The organism is Novosphingobium hassiacum, assembly GCF_014196055.1.
In the GTDB taxonomy this organism is placed as follows: Bacteria; Pseudomonadota; Alphaproteobacteria; order Sphingomonadales; family Sphingomonadaceae; genus Novosphingobium; species Novosphingobium hassiacum.
The window spans coordinates 1-17,676 of the sequence record NZ_JACICY010000003.1; the positions used below are offsets into that span (position 1 = coordinate 1).

At 63.5% G+C, this 17,676-nt stretch carries 22 protein-coding genes; 13 read left to right on the forward strand and 9 right to left on the reverse strand.

The features are described from left to right. Nucleotides 1-103 precede the first annotated feature (103 nt). Nucleotides 104-232, reverse strand: coding sequence for an aa3-type cytochrome c oxidase subunit IV (locus GGQ88_RS21530; protein WP_183612493.1), 129 nt, complete (start codon nt 230-232; stop codon nt 104-106). A 162-nt stretch (nt 233-394) separates the two neighbouring features. Between GGQ88_RS21530 and GGQ88_RS07250 the strand changes: the two genes are divergently transcribed. Next, complete coding sequence (locus GGQ88_RS07250) at nt 395-1,813, forward strand: sigma-54-dependent transcriptional regulator (RefSeq protein ID WP_183612494.1); 1,419 nt, start codon at nt 395-397, stop codon at nt 1,811-1,813. Here the strand turns inward: GGQ88_RS07250 and folP are convergent, their stop codons facing one another. From folP to GGQ88_RS07265, 3 genes are all read right to left on the reverse strand, one after another. Further along, nucleotides 1,814-2,923 carry a dihydropteroate synthase gene (folP, locus tag GGQ88_RS07255; RefSeq protein WP_183612495.1) on the reverse strand — a complete coding sequence of 370 codons (1,110 nt, stop codon included), beginning with the start codon at nt 2,921-2,923 and terminating at the stop codon, nt 1,814-1,816. It lies immediately after the preceding gene. 155 nt (nt 2,924-3,078) lie between these two features. Further along, on the reverse strand, nt 3,079-4,221 hold the full coding sequence (locus GGQ88_RS07260; protein WP_281372419.1) for a site-specific DNA-methyltransferase: 1,143 nt from the start codon (nt 4,219-4,221) through the stop codon (nt 3,079-3,081). Between the two features lie 202 nt (nt 4,222-4,423). Continuing rightward, on the reverse strand, nt 4,424-5,068 hold the full coding sequence (locus tag GGQ88_RS07265) for a ribonuclease HII (RefSeq protein ID WP_183612496.1): 645 nt from the start codon (nt 5,066-5,068) through the stop codon (nt 4,424-4,426). Nucleotides 5,069-5,077: 9 nt separating this feature from the next. Between GGQ88_RS07265 and GGQ88_RS07270 the strand changes: the two genes are divergently transcribed. Continuing rightward, nucleotides 5,078-6,220: a PQQ-dependent sugar dehydrogenase gene (locus tag GGQ88_RS07270; protein ID WP_183612497.1), complete on the forward strand. Its 1,143-nt coding sequence runs from the start codon at nt 5,078-5,080 to the stop codon at nt 6,218-6,220. Here GGQ88_RS07270 and GGQ88_RS07275 read toward each other — a convergent pair. Continuing rightward, nucleotides 6,217-8,532 carry a S8 family peptidase gene (locus tag GGQ88_RS07275; RefSeq protein WP_183612498.1) on the reverse strand — a complete coding sequence of 772 codons (2,316 nt, stop codon included), beginning with the start codon at nt 8,530-8,532 and terminating at the stop codon, nt 6,217-6,219. The two genes, GGQ88_RS07270 and GGQ88_RS07275, sit on opposite strands and share 4 nt — an antisense overlap. 122 nt (nt 8,533-8,654) lie before the next feature. Here GGQ88_RS07275 and GGQ88_RS07280 point away from each other — a divergent pair, with 122 nt between their 5' ends. From GGQ88_RS07280 to GGQ88_RS07325, 10 genes are all read left to right on the forward strand, one after another. Then, nucleotides 8,655-9,332 (forward strand): pyrimidine 5'-nucleotidase, encoded by a 678-nt coding sequence (locus tag GGQ88_RS07280; RefSeq protein ID WP_183612499.1) that lies wholly within the window; start codon nt 8,655-8,657, stop codon nt 9,330-9,332. Nucleotides 9,333-9,395: 63 nt separating this feature from the next. Further along, entirely contained in the window at nt 9,396-10,232 is an 837-nt protein-coding gene (gene dapD / locus GGQ88_RS07285; RefSeq protein WP_183612500.1) for a 2,3,4,5-tetrahydropyridine-2,6-dicarboxylate N-succinyltransferase, read from the forward strand. 86 nt (nt 10,233-10,318) lie between these two features. Next, nucleotides 10,319-10,477: a hypothetical protein gene (locus tag GGQ88_RS07290; RefSeq protein WP_183612501.1), complete on the forward strand. Its 159-nt coding sequence runs from the start codon at nt 10,319-10,321 to the stop codon at nt 10,475-10,477. Between the two features lie 18 nt (nt 10,478-10,495). Continuing rightward, nucleotides 10,496-10,849, forward strand: coding sequence for a hypothetical protein (locus tag GGQ88_RS07295; protein ID WP_183612502.1), 354 nt, complete (start codon nt 10,496-10,498; stop codon nt 10,847-10,849). Between the two features lie 34 nt (nt 10,850-10,883). Continuing rightward, nucleotides 10,884-11,315: a cupin domain-containing protein gene (locus tag GGQ88_RS07300; RefSeq protein WP_183612503.1), complete on the forward strand. Its 432-nt coding sequence runs from the start codon at nt 10,884-10,886 to the stop codon at nt 11,313-11,315. After that, entirely contained in the window at nt 11,312-11,716 is a 405-nt protein-coding gene (locus GGQ88_RS07305) for a DoxX family protein (RefSeq protein ID WP_183612504.1), read from the forward strand. Before GGQ88_RS07300 ends, GGQ88_RS07305 begins: the two co-directional genes overlap by 4 nt. 4 nt (nt 11,717-11,720) lie before the next feature. Further along, nucleotides 11,721-12,473 carry a TSUP family transporter gene (locus GGQ88_RS07310; RefSeq protein WP_183612505.1) on the forward strand — a complete coding sequence of 251 codons (753 nt, stop codon included), beginning with the start codon at nt 11,721-11,723 and terminating at the stop codon, nt 12,471-12,473. A gap of 69 nt (nt 12,474-12,542) precedes the next feature. Continuing rightward, nucleotides 12,543-12,848, forward strand: a complete 306-nt coding sequence (locus tag GGQ88_RS07315; protein WP_183612506.1) for an alkylphosphonate utilization protein — start codon at nt 12,543-12,545, stop codon at nt 12,846-12,848. A gap of 214 nt (nt 12,849-13,062) precedes the next feature. Continuing rightward, nucleotides 13,063-13,362: a hypothetical protein gene (locus tag GGQ88_RS07320; protein WP_183612507.1), complete on the forward strand. Its 300-nt coding sequence runs from the start codon at nt 13,063-13,065 to the stop codon at nt 13,360-13,362. Between the two features lie 205 nt (nt 13,363-13,567). Continuing rightward, a complete protein-coding gene (locus tag GGQ88_RS07325) occupies nt 13,568-13,987 on the forward strand; it encodes a hypothetical protein (RefSeq protein WP_183612508.1) in 420 nt (139 codons plus the stop codon). 2 nt (nt 13,988-13,989) lie between these two features. On the opposite strand, the gene GGQ88_RS07330 is transcribed toward GGQ88_RS07325, so the two are convergent. Continuing rightward, nucleotides 13,990-14,370, reverse strand: coding sequence for a nuclear transport factor 2 family protein (locus GGQ88_RS07330; protein WP_183612509.1), 381 nt, complete (start codon nt 14,368-14,370; stop codon nt 13,990-13,992). A gap of 95 nt (nt 14,371-14,465) precedes the next feature. Further along, complete coding sequence (locus GGQ88_RS07335; RefSeq protein WP_183612510.1) at nt 14,466-14,672, reverse strand: cold-shock protein; 207 nt, start codon at nt 14,670-14,672, stop codon at nt 14,466-14,468. A 217-nt stretch (nt 14,673-14,889) separates the two neighbouring features. On the opposite strand from GGQ88_RS07335, the gene GGQ88_RS07340 reads away from it, so the two are divergent. Then, nucleotides 14,890-15,108, forward strand: coding sequence for a hypothetical protein (locus GGQ88_RS07340; RefSeq protein ID WP_183612933.1), 219 nt, complete (start codon nt 14,890-14,892; stop codon nt 15,106-15,108). Nucleotides 15,109-15,171: 63 nt separating this feature from the next. Here the strand turns inward: GGQ88_RS07340 and GGQ88_RS07345 are convergent, their stop codons facing one another. Continuing rightward, nucleotides 15,172-15,654 carry a hypothetical protein gene (locus GGQ88_RS07345; RefSeq protein WP_183612511.1) on the reverse strand — a complete coding sequence of 161 codons (483 nt, stop codon included), beginning with the start codon at nt 15,652-15,654 and terminating at the stop codon, nt 15,172-15,174. A gap of 108 nt (nt 15,655-15,762) precedes the next feature. Next, the gene (gene thiC, locus GGQ88_RS07350) at nt 15,763-17,658 is read right to left on the reverse strand and encodes a phosphomethylpyrimidine synthase ThiC (protein ID WP_183612512.1); all 1,896 of its coding nucleotides are present in this window, start codon (nt 17,656-17,658) and stop codon (nt 15,763-15,765) included. Nucleotides 17,659-17,676 lie beyond the last annotated feature (18 nt).

Below are 17,676 nucleotides of genomic sequence, written 5' to 3' on the forward strand. Positions count from 1 at the left end.
GGCAATGAACTTTTTGACCGTTTCCGGCGTGGCCGAAACTCGGCTCTCCCCTGTCGCACGTTCCCGAAGGACGGCGATCTTCATTGCCTCGGCCACGATCCGGTTACTGGATCACCAGGACGACAACAAAAGCGAGCACGCAAATGATTGGCGTGGCCCACTTCACCAGGTTCACAAAACCTTCATAGGTCGCATTTGCGGCCTTCATGTCGTTTGCAGAAGCCATTTTCATCCCCAAAATTAAATGCCGCCCGTGCGCGGTTGGCTTGCTCTAGCGACCACACGGCCCCTGCTCAAGGCCGGAACCAATGCATATGCGCTTAATGGGGTCTTTACCCAATCGCTTTAATGCTCCGCTCCTGTCGCAAGTGTTGGGGAGTCAAAAGACTAGGTCATGATGGAGCCCGAACAGCGCCTGCTGATGTTGATAGACGACGAACCTGCCCAATGCCGCCTTATTTCAGCGCTGGCATCGCGGGAAGGATGGCGCACGATCATCGCCCGCGATTCGGAAAGCGCCATCGCCACGCTTGGCACGCGCCAGGGTATGCAGCTTGGCGCAATCATTCTGGATCAATGGGTGCCCGGTGACGACGCCTGCAGCTTGATTGCCGAACTCAAGGCGCGTCGCCCCGCGCTGCCGATCCTGATGCTCACCACCAGCAGCTCGCCGCTGCTTGCAGTAGAGGCCATGCGTGCCGGTGCCACCGACTATCTGATCAAGCCCGTCGCGCCCGAGCGCCTTCTTCAGGCGCTGCGCACCGCGACTGCTGTCGAATGCGCGGTCGATGAATTGCAGCCGCTGACCGAAAAGATCGGTGCCACGCTCGATTTCGATTCGATGATCGGCGCAGCCCCGGCCTTCCGCGCGGCCCTCGCCGTCGCCGCCAAGGCCGCGCGAACCCACGCGACGGTATTGATCGAAGGCGAGACCGGTACGGGCAAGGAAATGCTCGTCCGCGCGATGCACGCCGCAAGCCCGCGTTCGAAGACTCCACTACGCACCGTCAATATCGGTAGCATCTCGGCCAACCAGATCGAATCGGTCCTGTTCGGCCATGAAAAGGGCGCATTCCCCGGCGCGTTCGAGCGCCACATCGGCATGCTCCAGCACGCAGATGGCGGAACCTTGGTCATCGACGAGATCGACCGCTTGCCAGAAGCGATGCAAGAGCGCCTGGCTCGCTTCCTCGAACGCGGCGATGTTCAGCCAATCGGCGCGCGCCATTCCTTCCGCGTCGATGTCCGCCTGATCGCCTGTGCCAACGCCGCGTTCCGCGATCTGGTCGAAACCGGCGATTTCCGCGCCGATCTGCATGCACTGCTTGCTCAAACGCAAGTCCTTCTTCCGGCCTTGCGTCAACGCCCCGCCGATATTCCCGCGCTCGCCCGCCATTTCCTCACGCGCATCGGCGAACAACCCGGCCTTCGCGCGCTCGGCATCACCGATGGCGCACTCGCGCTCCTCGGAGCCTACGACTGGCCCGGCAACGTCCGCCAGCTCCAGACCACGCTGTTTCGCGCCGCGGTGTTCTGCGAAGGCGAGGCACTGACCGCGCAGGACTTCCCGAGCCTGTCCAATCTGATCGGCGAGGGCAATCGCCGCGTACCCAGCGTCACCGACGGCGCCGGGATCACCCTGTTCGCGCCCGACGGCAACCTGCGCCCGCTCGAAGATATCGAAGCCGACGTAATCCGACTTGCCATCGGCCATTATCGCGGCCGCATGACCGAAGTCGCCCGCCGCCTCGGCATCGGCCGCTCGACACTGTATCGCAAGCTGTCCGAACTGGGCATCGACAACGCCGCTTGATTACACGAGCTGGCTGAAATCCGTCAGCGCCGCATCGCGCAAGCCACGCCACACGTGCAGCGCCTGCACGGTTTCGGCCACGTCGTGCACCCGCAGCAGCTGCGCGCCTGAATCCATCGCCTTCAACGCCAGCATAACCGACCCCGCGGTTCTCTGATGCGCCGGTGCCTCGTTCGACAGCGCCCCAATCAGCCGTTTGCGGCTCGCGCCGAACAGCAGTGGCTGACCGAGCGCGTGAAACAGCGGAAGCGCGTTGATCAACGCCAGGTTCTCGGCCAGCGTCTTGCCAAAGCCGATGCCGGGATCGAGCACGATCTTGTCGCGCGCGATCCCTGCCGCCAGCGCCGCGTCACGCCGCTCCAGCAGCCAGTCGAACACATCGAGCACGACATCGGTATATTCGCCGTCGGCATGAAGATCGCCATCACCGCCGGGGGCGTGCATCAGCACCACCGGCACGCCCGATCGCCGGACGATCTCGACCGTTCGGGGATCGTGGCGCATAGCGGAAACGTCGTTGACGATATGTGCCCCGGCGGCCAGCGCAGCCTCGATCACAGTCGAGCGCCGGCTGTCGATCGAAATCGCGGCCCCGCTTGCGGCAAGGCGTTCGATCACCGGCACGACGCGCTTGACCTCGTCGCCCTCCCACACCGCCGCTGCACCGGGCCGCGTGGATTCCCCGCCGACGTCGATGATGCCCGCCCCCGCCGCCAGCATGGCGTGCGCGTGATCCAGCGCCGCGTCGGGCTTGTCGAGAAACTCGCCACCATCCGAAAAGCTGTCGGGTGTGACGTTGAGAATACCCATGATCTGCGGTTGGTCGAGGCGGACCGTGCGCGTGCCGCAAATCAGCGGAGCGTGGGCGCGCCGCAGGTTGTCCCATTGCACGCTGGCTTCGATACCCAGCGCGTCGGGCAGTTCCCCGACTGCAGTCATCATGTCGGAAGTACCGACCCGCCTGCGCGACACCACCGCGCCGCCATCGCGTACGATCAGTGCAAACCCGCTAGCGTAAGTCAGCCCACCGCCGAGCCGGATCGCCTCGCCCTCTTCGGCCTGCGGGCTATCGGCCAGCGCGATCGGGCGAATGTAAACTCTTGTTGTCATCGTGCGTCCCTGCGAAAGCGGGGACCTCAGGCGATTATGCTCTGCGTCCCCGCGAAGGCGGGACCTCGGGCAATTACACGCAAGGTTCCGCCTGAAGACCTGAGGCCCCCGCCTTCGCGGGGGCGCGTATCGTTTATGCACTCAACGACAGATGCTTAATCCTCGACCGCCAGCAAATACAACTGCCGCAGCGCGTCGATCGGCTTGACCTCGCCCTGATGCTCGACGTGCCAATAGGTCCAGCCATTGCACGACGGCGCGCCTTGCAACCTTGCACCGAGCCCGTGGATCGAACCGATCTCGGCCCCTGCCTGTAACGAACCATCGGCGCGCACGACCGCGCTGTTGCGGCCCTTCTTGTCGGTCAGGAACATCCCGGGCTTGAGATAGCCGCTCTCGACCAGCGCCCCGAACGCGACCTTGGGCGCGGAACGCTTGGACTGCATCGTCACCAGCGCGCTTTCGTCGAGCTCCAGCGCCATCTCGATGCGCTCTTCGGCCACATCAATGTAGTCCGCCTCGCGCTCGCAGCCGATCCAGTTGCGACCCAGGCGCTTGGCCACCGCGCCGGTCGTGCCGGTGCCAAAGAACGGGTCGAGCACGACATCGCCCTTGTTGGTCGTGGCCAGCATCACGCGATAGAGCAGCGCCTCGGGCTTTTGCGTCGGGTGGGCTTTCGTGCCGTTGCGGCGCAGGCGTTCCGGCCCCGAGCAGATCGGCAGGACCCAGTCCGAACGCATCTGCAACTCGTCGTTCAGGGTCTTCATCGCGCGATAGTTGAAGGTGTACTTCGACTTCTCGCTCTTCGACGCCCAGATCAGCGTTTCGTGCGCGTTGGTAAAGCGGGTGCCCTTGAAGTTGGGCATCGGATTGGCCTTGCGCCAGATGATGTCGTTGAGGATCCAGAACCCCAGGTCCTGCAGGATCGCGCCGACGCGGAAGATGTTGTGATAGCTGCCGATCACCCAGATAGACCCATCGGGCTTGAGCAGCCGGCGCGCCTCGCTCAGCCATTCCCGGGTGAATGTGTCATAGACCGCAAAGCTGGAGAACTTGTCCCAGTCGTTGGTCACCGCATCGACATGGCTGCCGTCGGGCCGCGCCAGATCACCGCCCAGCTGGAGATTATACGGTGGGTCCGCAAAGATCATGTCGATCGATGCATCGGGCAGCTTGCGCATTTCAGCGATGCAATCGCCGCGCAGGATGCGGTTAAGCGGGAGAGCAATGTCGCTCTTCAAAACCTTCGCTGGTGCTGCGCGCAGCGCCTTTGCCCGTTCCTTGACTACAACTGCCATGCTTTGAACCCGCCCCTTGATATGAGGCTCTGGTGATTCATTCCGGACTCGCCGTCAAGCCTCGACTCGCGGGATTCCGGCGAGTCGCACCCGGCGGACGACCGGAACACAACGAGTCCGGATCGACATGTGGTGCCTTGTGGACGGCTGTGGACTCAACATGTGGTGGTGTAACCTAGCGGACTCACCGCCAATTTTTTTGTCAGAACATCTCGAGTTGTGCGACCGGGGCAAAGCTGCGGCGGTGGAGCACCGTCGGGCCGTGCGTGCGCAACGCAGTCAGATGCTCAGGCGTCCCATACCCCGCATTGCGCTCCCACCCGTAATGCGGGTGCGCCTGCGCTGCTTCGCGCATCAATCGGTCACGATGCTCCTTGGCAATGATCGACGCTGCCGAAATGCACGGCTCCAGCGCATCGCCGCCAACGATCGGTCGCGCAGGCCAGCACCACTCAGGTCGCCGACCGTGTGGCGTCAGGTTGCCATCGACAAGCACCTCGCCCACGGCCTCGTCGTGCGCCAGTTGCTCGCACAGCGCGGCAACTGCCAGCGTCATCGCCAGCATCGTCGCCCCGAAGATGTTGAGGCGATCGATGTCCTCCGGCCCGACAACGCCCACGGCCCAGCGGCACCGGCGCTTGATCTTCTCTTCAAGTACCGCACGGCGTGCCGACGTCAGCTTCTTGGAATCGTCCAGCCCCGACGGCCTCGGCTTGCACAGCACCACCGCCGCAGCGACAACCGGCCCCGCCAGCGGTCCGCGCCCTGCCTCGTCCACGCCCACGATCAGCCCGCCCGATCCACAGGCAGACGAAAAGGAACTGGCACTAATTACGCTCGCTGGCATTGTGGGCTCATGAAGAATCCGATCCTGCGCGCGTTATCGCCGCTCGCCCTCCTGCTCGCAAGCTGCGGCTCATCGATTTCAGCGCAGGGGTCCGACGCGACCGAACCGGCAGCGGCAGGAATGGCGATAGCCGATGTCGCGACGTTCGAAGAGCCTTGGGCCATGGCGTTCCTGCCCGGTACCGACACCGCGCTGATCACCGAGCGCAAAGGCAAGCTCAAGCTCTGGCGGACCGGCGGTGCGGTGTCGGTCGATGTCGCTGGCGTGCCACAGGTCGATTACGGCGGTCAGGGCGGCCTCGGCGATATCATTGCCGCGCCCGATTTCGCCACCAGCGGCATGGTTTACCTCAGCTGGGCCGAAGCCGACACGGGCGATACGCGCGGCGCAGTCGTCGCCCGTGCCAAGTTGATCACCGGTGACAAGCCTCGCCTCGAAGGCCTGCAGATCATCTGGAAGCAATTCCCCAAGGTCACAGGCCGCGGCCATTACTCTCACCGCATGGCGTTCTCACCCGAAGGCAAGTACCTGTTCGTGTCTTCGGGCGAGCGCCAGAAGTTCACCCCGGCACAGGACCTGTCAGTCAATCTCGGCAAGGTGCTGCGGCTCATGCCAGATGGCACGCCCGCTCCCGGCAATCCCTTTGCCGATAAGGGCGGCGTCTCGCCACAGATCTGGTCCTACGGCCACCGCAACCTGCTTGGCCTCGCGTTCTCGCCCGATGGTCGCCTGTGGGATCTCGAACACGGCCCGGCGGGCGGTGACGAGATCAACCTCGTCGAGCCGGCCAAGAACTATGGATGGCCGCTGGTTTCGGACGGCGATCACTATGACGGCAAGCCGATCCCGCGCAACAAGACCCGCCCCGACCTCGCCCAGCCCGCGATCAGCTGGAACCCCGTCATCGCGCCGGGCGACATGATCTTCTACACGGGCAAGGCTTTCCCGCAGTGGCAGGGCCAGTTCCTGATCGCAGGGCTCGGCTCGGGCGGCCTTGTCCGCGTCGCGATCGAAGGCAACAAGGCGCGCGAGGTCGAACGCATCGACCTTGGCAACCGTATCCGCGAGATCAGACAAGCGCCCGATGGCACGATCTATGTCCTCGAAGATGGCAAAGGCGGCCGCCTGCGCCACATCACGCCCAAGACCTAGAACGCAGCAGACCACCGCACCGCCGCGCCGCCATCGTCGGACACGGCGGCAAAGTGCCCCGGATTGCGCCGCCAAAACAGGCTCGTCGCCACGTTTCCGCCTAGCGCGCTCAAGCTCCAGGCCAGCTCGGCATCGATCTCCCGACCCTTGGGCGCGAGCGACAGCGGCACGCGCGAGAACGATGCGAGCCCGGTCGCGTAGTCGTAACCCACGGGCAAATTCAACAGCAGGGCGCCGCTCTCTACCCGCAATGGCTGCGACAGTCGCAAGGCCAGGCGGTCACCCGCCGCGAGCATCCCGTCGCGCGCCAGATCCACCGCCCATGACGAGGAAACCAGTCTCGATCCGTTGGCGGTAATCGCACCGCGATCGATCCGCGTGATGCCCAGATTGCCCGACGCTGCCAGTTGCCACCCCGTCGCCGGACGCCACGTGACACCGGGAGCAAAGCTTACCGTCGTCGCTCCGCCGCCGCCCAGTGCCTCGGCAAAACGCGCGCCAAGTACAGTGCGATCCTCGCGCATCAGCCCTAGGCCGACCCGCCAGTCCAAACCTGCGCTGCGCCTGCCATCGACGGCCACTCCGAACCGCACCAACCGATCGATGCGGCGGTTTTGCAGCGCTTCGGGACGCCAGACCTCAGCCCGCTCCGCGTTCACGGTCAGCCCGGCCCCGCCGATCCGGTAGCGGACCGCAAGGCCCGTCTGCGAACGCTCGGCAAGGCCACTGCCGACACCTGCGATCAAGAACACAGGCTCGTGCCGCCTCTGTAACTGGCTCGTCAGTCCCTGCCCCGCAACGTTCCAGCCGAGCGCCACGTCAAACTTGTCGCCAAGACGCGTAACGAGGCTGGACGCCAGCACTTTGGCGCGATCGCGGTCACCCGACGCAAGCCGCAGCGGCGCTGCACCGAACCGCCGATCGACCGAAAACGCCAGCGTCGCACCATCGGCATCAAGCGCGATCGAGCGCGCAGGCGAACCCAGCGCCTCGATCAACGGCTGTCGCGCCTGCCCAGCGCGCAACCCTTGCGCCAGATCGAGCCGGTAGGCCCGCGCGTAGCCGTCGAGCATGACTGTCGGCAGAGACGCACCGGAGATCGCATCCCCCATCGCGGCGCTTGTCATCCCGGCAAGGCTGCCCAGCGAAACCGCCACCGACGTCCCCGCCAGCCCGGTCGATCCCTGCGGCGAGAACGCCCTGGCAATATCGAGGATGCCGCGCCCATAGGTCGCATCGGTGCCGCTCGCCCCGGCATCGCGTGCCGACGACAGAAGTAGGCTGACGATCTGCTTGGCAGTCAGGTTTGGGAATGCCTGCGCCAGCAAGGCGGCCGCGCCGGACACCTGCGGCGCGGAAAAGCTTGTGCCGCTGACCACCCGCACGAATGTCCCTTCGGTTGTGGTCTCGGTCTTGATCACGCCGTTTTCGTAGACACAGCAGATCTGCTGCCCCAGCGCCATCAGCGTCGACGAAGCCGATGTACCGGGCCGGTTGCTGAAATTGGAGACAACGCCGAACTCGTCCACGGAACCCACGATCAGGACGTTCGCGCCGCCCGCCTGCAAGACGGAGGCTGCGAACGGGTCCGGATTGCTGGGATCGACGCCAGCCTCGGTGCTGTCCCCATCGTTGCCTGCTGACACAACCACGACAAGGCCAGCCGCCGCAGCCCTCCCGACTGCCGCGCGCAACGTTGCATTGGCCGCATCGCCGCCAAGCGAAAGGTTGACGACGCGCGCGCCGGCGCGAATCGCGGAATCGATCCCGGCGGTGATGTTCTCGTCCGAAAACGTGCATCCGTCCGCGTCAAGGCATGACCCCGGCGTATCGGCACGCAACATCTGGATCGTCGCGCTCCACGCAATGCCCATGACCCCGGTATTGTTGCGCGCCGCAGCAGCAACCAACGCAACCTGCGTCCCGTGATCGTCGTCGCCATTAATCAGTCCGCGCGTGCCGCCGACGTCGGTCGAGGACCCGGCAATACGCCCGGAAAACTCGGGGTTCGTTGTGTCTATCCCCGAATCGACGATCGCGATTGTGGTTCCCTGCCCACTGGCACCCGCGTCCCACGCCGTGATGGCGCCGTGAAACGCTGGCCCGTCGGACCTGCGATACTCAGACGTATTGAAGTTCGTCGCGGTGGGCGTCGGCGTAGGCGTAGGAACTGGTGTTGGGGTTGGGGTCGGAGCCGGAGTGGGCGCAGGCACGGGCGCAGGTGTACTGGCCACGCCGCCCCCGCCGCCACATCCCGACAATGCCAGCATAGCAGCCAACACCGGCAAGCTCGTCAGTCCCAACTTGCGCATGCCCTGTCCTTGCCTCATCCGCCCCCGAAATACGCGCCCCACTGATATTCCCATGGTGACAGGGTCGCTGATAACTGCTTGCGGGTAAATGCCCTTTGACACAGCACGGACGGATATTGCTGATGCCTTTCGATGCCACGCGCGTGGACTGCTGGATCTTCGATCTCGATAACACGCTCTACCCGCCGTCGACCCGGCTGTTCGACCAGATCGACATCCGCATGGGTGAGTTCATCGAGAACCTCTTGGGCTGCGATTCCATCGAGGCGCGGCGCGTCCAGAAACTGTACTTCCACGATCACGGCACCACGCTTTCGGGCCTGATGCACTACCACGCGATCGACCCGCACGAATTCCTCGGCTTCGTCCATGATATCGACATGACGCCACTCGCCGCCGCGCCACGGCTGGCGCCCAAGCTTGCTGCGCTACCCGGGCGCAAACTGGTCTTCACCAACGGCGACGATGCCTATGCGGGCCGCGTGCTGCAGGCGCTCGACCTGTCGGACAGCTTCGATGGGATGTGGGACATCCACGCGATGAACTACCGACCCAAGCCTGAGCCATCGGCTTACAGCGGGATGATCGAAGCACTCGACATCCGCCCCGAAACCGCCGTCTTCGTCGAAGACATGGCGCGCAACCTGGCTCCGGCCAAGGCGCTCGGCATGCAGACCGTTTGGCTCGATCTCGCCACCGAATGGGGCGACCGTGCCAAGGACGATGCCGCCATCGACCTTGTGATCGACGACATCGCGCAGTGGCTCGACACCCTTGCCGATAACGCCACTCTGGGCTAGGCGGCGCGCAATTTTGTTGCAGGCCCACCCGGGCGCAAGACACGATCCCGATGGAGACATGCCATGACCGCCCAGCTCGAAGCCGCCATCAATGCCGCTTGGGAAGATCGCGCCAACGTGACGCCCGCGAGCGCGGATGTGCGCGAAGTGGTCGAGGCTGCGCTCGAACTGCTCGACAGCGGCAAGGCGCGCGCGGCCGAGAAGGTCGACGGCCAGTGGCAGGTCAACCAGTGGCTCAAGAAGGCCGTGCTGCTCTCGTTCCGCCTCAATGACAATGCGGTGATCGAGCACGGCTCGGGTGGCGCTCCGGCATACGACAAGGTCCCCTCGAAGTTTGCCGGTTGGGGCGAAAACCGCTTCCGCGACGCCGGTTTCCGCGTCGTTCCCGGCGCGGTCGCGCGCAAGGGTGCGCACATCGGCAAGGGCGTTGTCCTGATGCCCAGCTTCGTCAACATCGGCGCCTTCGTCGATGAAGGCACGATGGTCGATACCTGGGCCACCGTCGGTTCGTGCGCACAGATCGGTAAAAACGTGCACATTTCGGGCGGCGCAGGCATCGGCGGCGTGCTTGAACCGTTGCAGGCTGGCCCCGTTGTCATCGAGGACGGTGCATTCATCGGCGCGCGTTCGGAAGTGGCCGAAGGCGTGATCGTCGGAGAAGGCGCGGTGCTGTCGATGGGTGTCTATCTCGGCGCGTCGACCAAGATCGTCGATCGCGCGACCGGCGAAATCCACATCGGCAAGGTTCCACCTTACGCGGTCGTCGTCCCGGGCGCGATGCCGGGCAAGCCGCTGCCCGACGGAACCCCGGGACCGTCGCTCTACTGCGCCGTGATCGTAAAAACGGTCGATGCGCAGACCCGCAGCAAGACCGGGATCAACGAACTTCTGCGCGATTGACCCCACTCGCTTTGGTACAATCCCGGAACAGGCCGGGTTCCCGCGCGTAGAGTCGGCAAGCACGGTATCTACCGAAGGAGGCCGACATGGAACACCAGGGCGAAGAAACGCATATTACCACTGACGAGGCGCGCGGCGGCGAAGGACTTAACGTCGTACGCTGGGTGCTTGCCATCAGCCTGTTTCTGGCGATCGTCGCATTGACGATCATCTGGGTGACAGGGGCGATGACCACCCCGCAATAACGTGATATCTGGGCGGCGATGACCACAGGCTGGAAATTGACCGGCGAATGCCGCGAAGCTCTGCTCGCCGCCCACCCTCCCCGCTATGAACGCGTCGTCGCAGACCACGTCACGCTCTCGATCTCGGGAACCCAGCTTCCCGCCGAAGTTCACGTTGCCACGATCATCGGCCGAACCGACGATGGATCGGGCGTCGAGGCTTTGGTAGTGGTGATCGAAGGGTCCACCATTCGACCGGACGGCAAAACTTGGCACATCACGTGGTCGCTGGCCGAGGGGCGCTCTGCCCGAGAAAGCAACGACGCGATCGCCAAGTTCGGTTGGCAAAACGTCTCTGCGTCAAACGTGCAGTTGATGGCCGCGCTCTGGTGATTGACTAACCCTTGCGCGGCGGCAATCGTCGCGAATGCCATCGGCCAGAACGCTCATCGAAACCCTAGACCTCACCCCTCACCCCGAAGGCGGCTGGTTTCGCGAAACCTGGCGAGCGCCAGCGATCGATGGAGAGCGCCCGACAAGCACGGCGATCCTGTTCCTTCTTGCCGATGGCGAGCGCTCCCATTGGCACAGCGTCGATGCCGACGAGATCTGGATCTGGCAGGACGGGGACCCGTTGACACTTCGCATCGCTCCGACGGGAGAAACCGCTCCGACAAGTTTGTCGTTGAGCAGCCGCGCCGGTCATGAACTGCAGGCGGTAGTGCCGAAAGGCCAATGGCAGGCCGCCGAGCCGCAATCGGGTGAGCATGGCTATACGCTCGTCACCTGCGTGGTCGCACCGGGCTTCGATTTCAACGGGTTTACCCTTGCTCCTCCAGAATGGTCGCCAGGCACATGATACGCAACGTCCTGAGGTTCATCCTCGCCGGATTCTACTTCATTGCCGGCGTGATCCACGTGGCGAACCCGGCCCCGTTTCTGACGATCATGCCGGGCTGGGTGCCTTTTCCGGACGACGTGGTTATGCTGACCGGCATCGCCGAGTTGCTGGGCGCAATCGGTCTTGTCCAGGGTTTTTCGCTTCCGCTCCGCCGGGCTGCCGCGATCGGTCTTGCGCTCTATGCAATCTGTGTGTTCCCGGCCAACATCAACCACTTCATCCTCGATATGGCCAAGCCCGATCATGGACTGGGGCTTGGCTACCACGTCCCACGCATGTTCGCGCAACCTCTGGTCGTATGGCTTGCCCTGTGGGTCGGCGGCGTGACTGATTGGCCGTTCCGGGCGAGGCCTCGCTGACCTCGTGCTTCTCGCCGATCCTGTCACGCTCATCGCCTGCATCATCGCCGTCATCCTTGTCGGGATGGCCAAGGGCGGCTTCTCGGGTCTTGGCGCGCTCGGCACGCCGGTTGCCGCGCTGGTCCTGCCCCCGTCGACCGCTGCGGCGATCCTGCTGCCGATCCTGATCGTTCAGGACGCCGTCAGCGTCTGGTCCTTCCGACATGCGTGGGACAAATGGATCGTTGCCTGGATGCTTCCGGGCGCGGTCGTCGGCGTCGGGCTCGGTTGGGCGATCGCCGCCAGCATCGACGAAATGGCCTTGATGGGCGTCCTCGGCGGCATCACGCTGGCGTTCGGCAGCTACCGCCTGTGGCTCGAACGCGGTAGCCGCGTCGTGGCCGCATCGACCTCGCCCGGATGGGTCGGGACGCTGTTTGGCGCATTGACCGGGTTCACCAGCCAGGTCGCACACGCCGGTGGTCCGCCGTTCCAGATGTGGGTCACTCCGCGCCGCCTTCCGCACCTCACTTACGCCGGAACCAACTCGATCCTGTTCGCCGCTATCAACCTGATCAAAGTGCCTAGCTACGTCATGCTCGGCGCTTTCACGCACGATGTCGTGGTCGCTGCTGCCTTGCTGGTCCCGCTTGCCATCGCAGCGACCTTGCTCTCGGTCCGGCTGCTCCGGGTGTTGAAGCCCGAACGCTTCTACACGATCATCTACGTCCTGATGGTCGTCCTGGGCGCAAAGCTGATCGCCGACGCCATCGGCTGAACTGGCGAAAACGCTGGCTTTCGCGGCCCTGACCTGCAAATGCCGCGCAAGAACAGGAGGGGACCGATCATGGCCGCAGACGAAGATTACGTATACGACGAAGACAGTGGCGAATGGATGCCCGCCTCCGAACTCGCTGCCAAGCAGGCATCTGCCAGCACCGTCGAAGTCCGTGATGCAGTCGGCAATCTCCTCGCTGACGGCGATCAGGTAACCCTGATCAAGGATCTCGAAGTCAAGGGCGCCGGTCAGACGCTCAAACAGGGCACGCTGATCAAATCCATTCGCCTGACCGGCGATGCTCAGGAGATCGACTGCAAGTACCCCGGGATCAAGGGGCTCGTCCTGCGGGCAGAATTCGTCCGCAAACGCTAGGCTACGCCCACCCAACATTCGTATGCGTGTCAGGTCTTCCAAGGGCAAAGGCTGCGCAAGGCTTTCAAAAACAAGCGATAATGCCACAGTTGCAATTTGCACACCCGGGTGGCCCTGAAACACAATTGCCGCGGTGCGCAACGGCGATATGCTGCAATGCAACAAGATAAGGGTGCTGAAGGCGATCTTTCCTTATCTGTCAGGAGACATTGCCATGCTTAATTCGTCTTTCGCGATCACCGCCGCCGCGCTGTTCCTCGCCGTCCCGGCAGTTGCCAACGCGGCGGAGCCTGATGCGGGCGCCTTTACTTACCAAGGCGTAAAGTACGACTACACCGCCGAACAGGACGGCGAAGTAAAGGTTCTCAAGGGCTCAGCCTATGCGGGCAAGGTGCCTTTCGAACTGCGCGTCAACAAGCGCACGGTCACAGGTCGCTTCAACGGTCGCCCGGTTTCGTTCAACGTCAAGGACATCAAGCCAATCACCAGCAAGGCTGCCACGCTCACCGATTGAAAGCGTAGCAACACAGGATTTCCCCGCGAGTTTGCCGCGCGCAGACTCAACGCAAATGCAAGACCTGTGAACCGCGTCAGCGTGACGCTCAACCGATAGAAGCAAGGGCGCTCCGCACAGGGGCGCCCTTGCTCGTTGTGGAACCCGCCGACATCTCCGGCATTCTATCTGTGTTCGGGAGCGAACGCAGGAACCCGTTATGCGCATGACACGACCGGCCCTCGCTATCGTCATGGGAGGCGTGCTGTGCGGCGCAGTGATCGCGCAGGCCGTGCCGACCGACCCGAGTGGGACCTTGCCCCGCCCATCAAAGCCGATCGCGGCCGAGGCCTATCCCGAGATCGTCGCCATCACTTACGAGACCCAGCCGGGCGCGGCATCCGATCCCTACAACTTCACACCTCATCGGCCACTGCTGCGCACCGCCGACCTGCAATATCAGCTGGAGGACGCTGCGCCTGGTTACCAGGAGCCCGATTATGATGACGTAGGAACCAGTTCCCCTGACCCCCAGATAACCGAAGAGGACGACGAGGCTGTGGAGCAACCCATTGAAATGACGGAATCCCCCGCCCCGGTCGAGGCGGAGACTGCAAACATCCCGTCAAGCCCGTCAATCGGTTAGGGTCACGCGAGTGTGACGAAGATCTCGGCCACGATAACCCATTGCGCACCGATCAACCGCCACTTGGCCGAATAAGTACCGCTCACTCGAAGATCGCCGGTAACGCCCTGCCAATGCCCGTGTTCCATGGCGACGGGTTCGACCGCAGACACGATTACGCTCTCGGGCGTCCGCGTATAGATCGTGGGCGATGCAGCGGCGAATTCACGCTTCCAGGCAAGCAGCTGCGCTTTGCGACCGGCGATGATCGCGCTGTCCGATCCGGTAACGAGAATAGCGTCGATTGCCAAAAGTGGGCCGATGGCGGCCAGATCGGTCGTGGCAAGCGCGCGATTGAATTCGGCGCGGCGCAGACGGATCGCAATGTCGGCAGAGGCATTCATGCCACAGCCATGGCAGACGCACCGACCTGATCAAGAGGAAATAGGGTCATCCCCGGCGGCGAGCGAAACGCCCTGCCGCCGGAAATGGTTAGCAATCAGGCCGAAGCGAGATTGACAGCCGAAGCCTTGCCGTTGCGGCCGGTTTCGACTTCGTAGCTCAGGCGCTGGTCGCGCTCGAGCGTGGCCATGCCGGCAGCCTGGACGGCCGAGATGTGCACGAAGCTGTCGGTGCCGCCATTGTCAGGCTGAATGAAGCCGTAGCCCTTGTCGGTGTTGAAGAATTTGACGGTGCCTACTGGCATGGTGAGTTCCTTTCGAGAACGATGGTTGCCCGGGCACAAAGCGCGACCGGGCCGTGCGTCGGATCGTCATTCGAAAGGAAGTCGTCGTCAAAAGCCGCATCAGCCAAGCCCAAGGGTCAAGCGGAAGTGGAGATTTTCTGCCGAAGTCCGTTGCAAAGTTCAACGTCAGCAGCGGCGCTTTAGCATGGCACCTGTAAATATCCTAATTATTCCATAGGTGGGTCAGCCCGTGGGTAATCGCTCGCTTTCGCATCTCCATGCGCGTAGCCCGGACGCGGGCAACCGCCCCGGAGACAAGATTATGGCCAAGAGCCAGAAGAAATCGAGCAAGGAAATCCGCAAGCCCAAGGCCGAAAAGCCCAAAAAGCTCAACGCTTCGAATCCCACTCAGAAGACCGGCGTTGTCGCCGGACTGGACAACATGAAGCGTACCTGAGGTCGAACCAACGCCCACCCCTCGCCTGCCCTGCAGGCTGGGAGCGGGCGTCAGATCCTGAAGTTAGCGGCAGCGCACACCGTTGCGGTTGTTGCCACGGTTGCCGCTGTCCACCGCGGCACCAACCGCCGCACCACCGATCGCACCGATGATCGCACCGAGCGGCTTGCTGTCGCCCTGCGCGATGATGGCACCCGCAGCAGCGCCACCAAGCCCACCGACGATCAGGCCGGTCGAGCCGTCCGAACGGCGGCAATAGTAGCGATCGTCCCGCCCACGATAGACGCGGTCGCTGTCAGACAACTGGCGCTCGCGATAGCGGGGGTTCTCGCGATAATAGCGCTCGGCGTAGTAGCCACCATAGCTCGGATCGGGATTGTTGTAATCGTAGCGGCCATAGCGGTCGTAGGTCGAGCGGTCGTAATAACCCCACTCGTTGCCGCCATCGCGGTAGCCATCGCGATACCCGTAGCGATCTCCGGTCGAGGCGCAGGCCCCGGTCAGGGCCGCAGCAGCGACGGCGGTAATCAGCACAACCTTGTTCATGGCACTTCCTCTGTGGACGGTGCCCCCCTTGCCGGATGAATGATCTGTAACCCGGCAGGTTCCCGCTCGCGCCCCGGCAGCCTTTGCCGCCGGTGCGCGAGCGAATTATCAATCGTGTTCGCGGTCGCCTGCGCCAATATACAGTTCGCGACCACCGTCGTGGTACTTCTGGCTCATTTCGGCCATGCCGGCTTCGGCCTCGGCTTCGTTGACGACGCCCTCGGCCGCGACGAACGTCTCGATCCCGGCGTTCTGCTTGGCGGCAAACTCGCGCACTTCCTGGCTGATCTTCATCGAGCAGAACTTCGGCCCGCACATGCTGCAGAAATGCGCGGTCTTGGCGCCTTCTGCGGGCAATGTCTGGTCGTGGTACTGCTCGGCCGTTTCGGGATCGAGCGACAGGTTGAACTGGTCGCGCCAGCGAAATTCGAAGCGCGCCTTGCTCAGCGCATCGTCGCGGACCTGCGCAGCCGGGTGGCCCTTGGCAAGGTCAGCAGCGTGGGCGGCCAGCTTGTAAGTGATCACGCCAACCTTCACGTCGTCGCGATCAGGCAGGCCGAGATGCTCCTTGGGCGTGACGTAGCAAAGCATGGCCGTGCCGTACCAACCGATCTGCGCCGCGCCGATGCCGCTGGTGATGTGGTCGTAGCCCGGCGCGATGTCGGTCACCAACGGTCCGAGCGTATAGAACGGCGCTTCGCCGCACGCTTCGAGCTGTTTGGTCATGTTTTCCTTGATCTTGTGCATCGGCACGTGGCCGGGGCCCTCGATCATCACCTGAACGTCCTGCGCCCATGCGCGCTTGGTCAGCTCGCCCAGCGTATACAACTCGGCGAACTGCGCCTCGTCGTTGGCATCGTAGATCGAGCCGGGGCGCAGGCCATCGCCGAGCGAATAGGCCACGTCATAGGCCTTCATGATCTCGGTGATGTCGTCGAAATGATCGTAGAGGAACGATTCCTTGTGATGCGCCAGGCACCACTTCGCCATGATCGAACCACCCCGGCTGACGATGCCGGTCATGCGCTTGGCGGCGAGCGGGATGTACGGCAGACGCACGCCCGCGTGGATCGTGAAATAGTCCACGCCCTGCTCGGCCTGTTCGATCAGCGTATCGCGGAACACTTCCCACGTCAGGTCCTCGGCCACGCCGCCGACCTTTTCCAGCGCCTGATAGATCGGCACGGTGCCGATCGGCACCGGGCTGTTGCGGATGATCCATTCGCGCGTGTCGTGGATGTTGCGTCCGGTCGACAGGTCCATGACCGTGTCCGCGCCCCAGCGGATCGACCACACCATCTTGTCGACTTCGTTGGCAACGTCCGATGCCACCGCCGAATTGCCGATGTTTGCGTTGATCTTTACCAGGAAATTGCGCCCGATCGCCATCGGTTCGCTCTCGGGATGATTGATATTGTTGGGAATGATCGCCCGGCCACGCGCCACTTCATCGCGCACGAACTCGGGCGTCACGTAGTCGGGGATCGAAGCGCCCCAATCCTGCCCGTCGCGGATCAACGCTTCCTTGGCCTGCTTGCGGCCCAGGTTTTCGCGGATGGCGACGTATTCCATCTCGGGCGTGATGATGCCGCGGCGGGCGTAGTACATCTGGCTGACGTTAGCCCCGTCCTTGGCACGCAGCGGGCGCTTGATCACGCTCGGGAAGGCAGGAACCCCGGCGGAACGATCCGGCCCCTTCAGCCCATTGTCCTCGGGCTTTACCTCACGCGCATCGTACTCCTCGACATCGCCCCGGCCCATGATCCAGTCACGGCGCAGCTTGGGCAGACCGGCGGCAATATCGATTACGACATTCGTGTCGGTGAACGGCCCCGACGTATCGTAGACCCGCACCGGCATCTCGCCCGATGACGGCTCCAACGATATCTCGCGCATCGCTACCTTCACGTCGGGAAAGCGCAGGCTTTCGACGTGGATCTTGCGGCTTCCCCGGATCGGTCCGGTCGTCACACCGATTTCGAGCTTGCTGTTGATGTCGGCCATTCGCGCATCCTTCGTACT

What these genes read in the sequence shown, in the direction of transcription:
- GGQ88_RS07275 (WP_183612498.1), bottom strand. Translation starts at nt 8,532, where the DNA reads ATGCGCAAGTTGGGACTGACGAGCTTGCCGGTGTTGGCTGCTATGCTG.
- GGQ88_RS07290 (WP_183612501.1), top strand. Translation starts at nt 10,319, where the DNA reads ATGGAACACCAGGGCGAAGAAACGCATATTACCACTGACGAGGCGCGC.
- GGQ88_RS07315 (WP_183612506.1), top strand. Translation starts at nt 12,543, where the DNA reads ATGGCCGCAGACGAAGATTACGTATACGACGAAGACAGTGGCGAATGG.
- GGQ88_RS07325 (WP_183612508.1), top strand. Translation starts at nt 13,568, where the DNA reads ATGACACGACCGGCCCTCGCTATCGTCATGGGAGGCGTGCTGTGCGGC.
- GGQ88_RS07305 (WP_183612504.1), top strand. Translation starts at nt 11,312, where the DNA reads ATGATACGCAACGTCCTGAGGTTCATCCTCGCCGGATTCTACTTCATT.
- GGQ88_RS07320 (WP_183612507.1), top strand. Translation starts at nt 13,063, where the DNA reads ATGCTTAATTCGTCTTTCGCGATCACCGCCGCCGCGCTGTTCCTCGCC.
- GGQ88_RS07335 (WP_183612510.1), bottom strand. Translation starts at nt 14,672, where the DNA reads ATGCCAGTAGGCACCGTCAAATTCTTCAACACCGACAAGGGCTACGGC.
- GGQ88_RS07300 (WP_183612503.1), top strand. Translation starts at nt 10,884, where the DNA reads ATGCCATCGGCCAGAACGCTCATCGAAACCCTAGACCTCACCCCTCAC.
- GGQ88_RS07330 (WP_183612509.1), bottom strand. Translation starts at nt 14,370, where the DNA reads ATGAATGCCTCTGCCGACATTGCGATCCGTCTGCGCCGCGCCGAATTC.
- GGQ88_RS21530 (WP_183612493.1), bottom strand. Translation starts at nt 232, where the DNA reads ATGAAAATGGCTTCTGCAAACGACATGAAGGCCGCAAATGCGACCTAT.
- GGQ88_RS07345 (WP_183612511.1), bottom strand. Translation starts at nt 15,654, where the DNA reads ATGAACAAGGTTGTGCTGATTACCGCCGTCGCTGCTGCGGCCCTGACC.
- GGQ88_RS07270 (WP_183612497.1), top strand. Translation starts at nt 5,078, where the DNA reads ATGAAGAATCCGATCCTGCGCGCGTTATCGCCGCTCGCCCTCCTGCTC.
- dapD (WP_183612500.1), top strand. Translation starts at nt 9,396, where the DNA reads ATGACCGCCCAGCTCGAAGCCGCCATCAATGCCGCTTGGGAAGATCGC.
- GGQ88_RS07280 (WP_183612499.1), top strand. Translation starts at nt 8,655, where the DNA reads ATGCCTTTCGATGCCACGCGCGTGGACTGCTGGATCTTCGATCTCGAT.
- GGQ88_RS07260 (WP_281372419.1), bottom strand. Translation starts at nt 4,221, where the DNA reads ATGGCAGTTGTAGTCAAGGAACGGGCAAAGGCGCTGCGCGCAGCACCA.
- folP (WP_183612495.1), bottom strand. Translation starts at nt 2,923, where the DNA reads ATGACAACAAGAGTTTACATTCGCCCGATCGCGCTGGCCGATAGCCCG.
- GGQ88_RS07295 (WP_183612502.1), top strand. Translation starts at nt 10,496, where the DNA reads ATGACCACAGGCTGGAAATTGACCGGCGAATGCCGCGAAGCTCTGCTC.
- GGQ88_RS07265 (WP_183612496.1), bottom strand. Translation starts at nt 5,068, where the DNA reads ATGCCAGCGAGCGTAATTAGTGCCAGTTCCTTTTCGTCTGCCTGTGGA.
- thiC (WP_183612512.1), bottom strand. Translation starts at nt 17,658, where the DNA reads ATGGCCGACATCAACAGCAAGCTCGAAATCGGTGTGACGACCGGACCG.
- GGQ88_RS07250 (WP_183612494.1), top strand. Translation starts at nt 395, where the DNA reads ATGATGGAGCCCGAACAGCGCCTGCTGATGTTGATAGACGACGAACCT.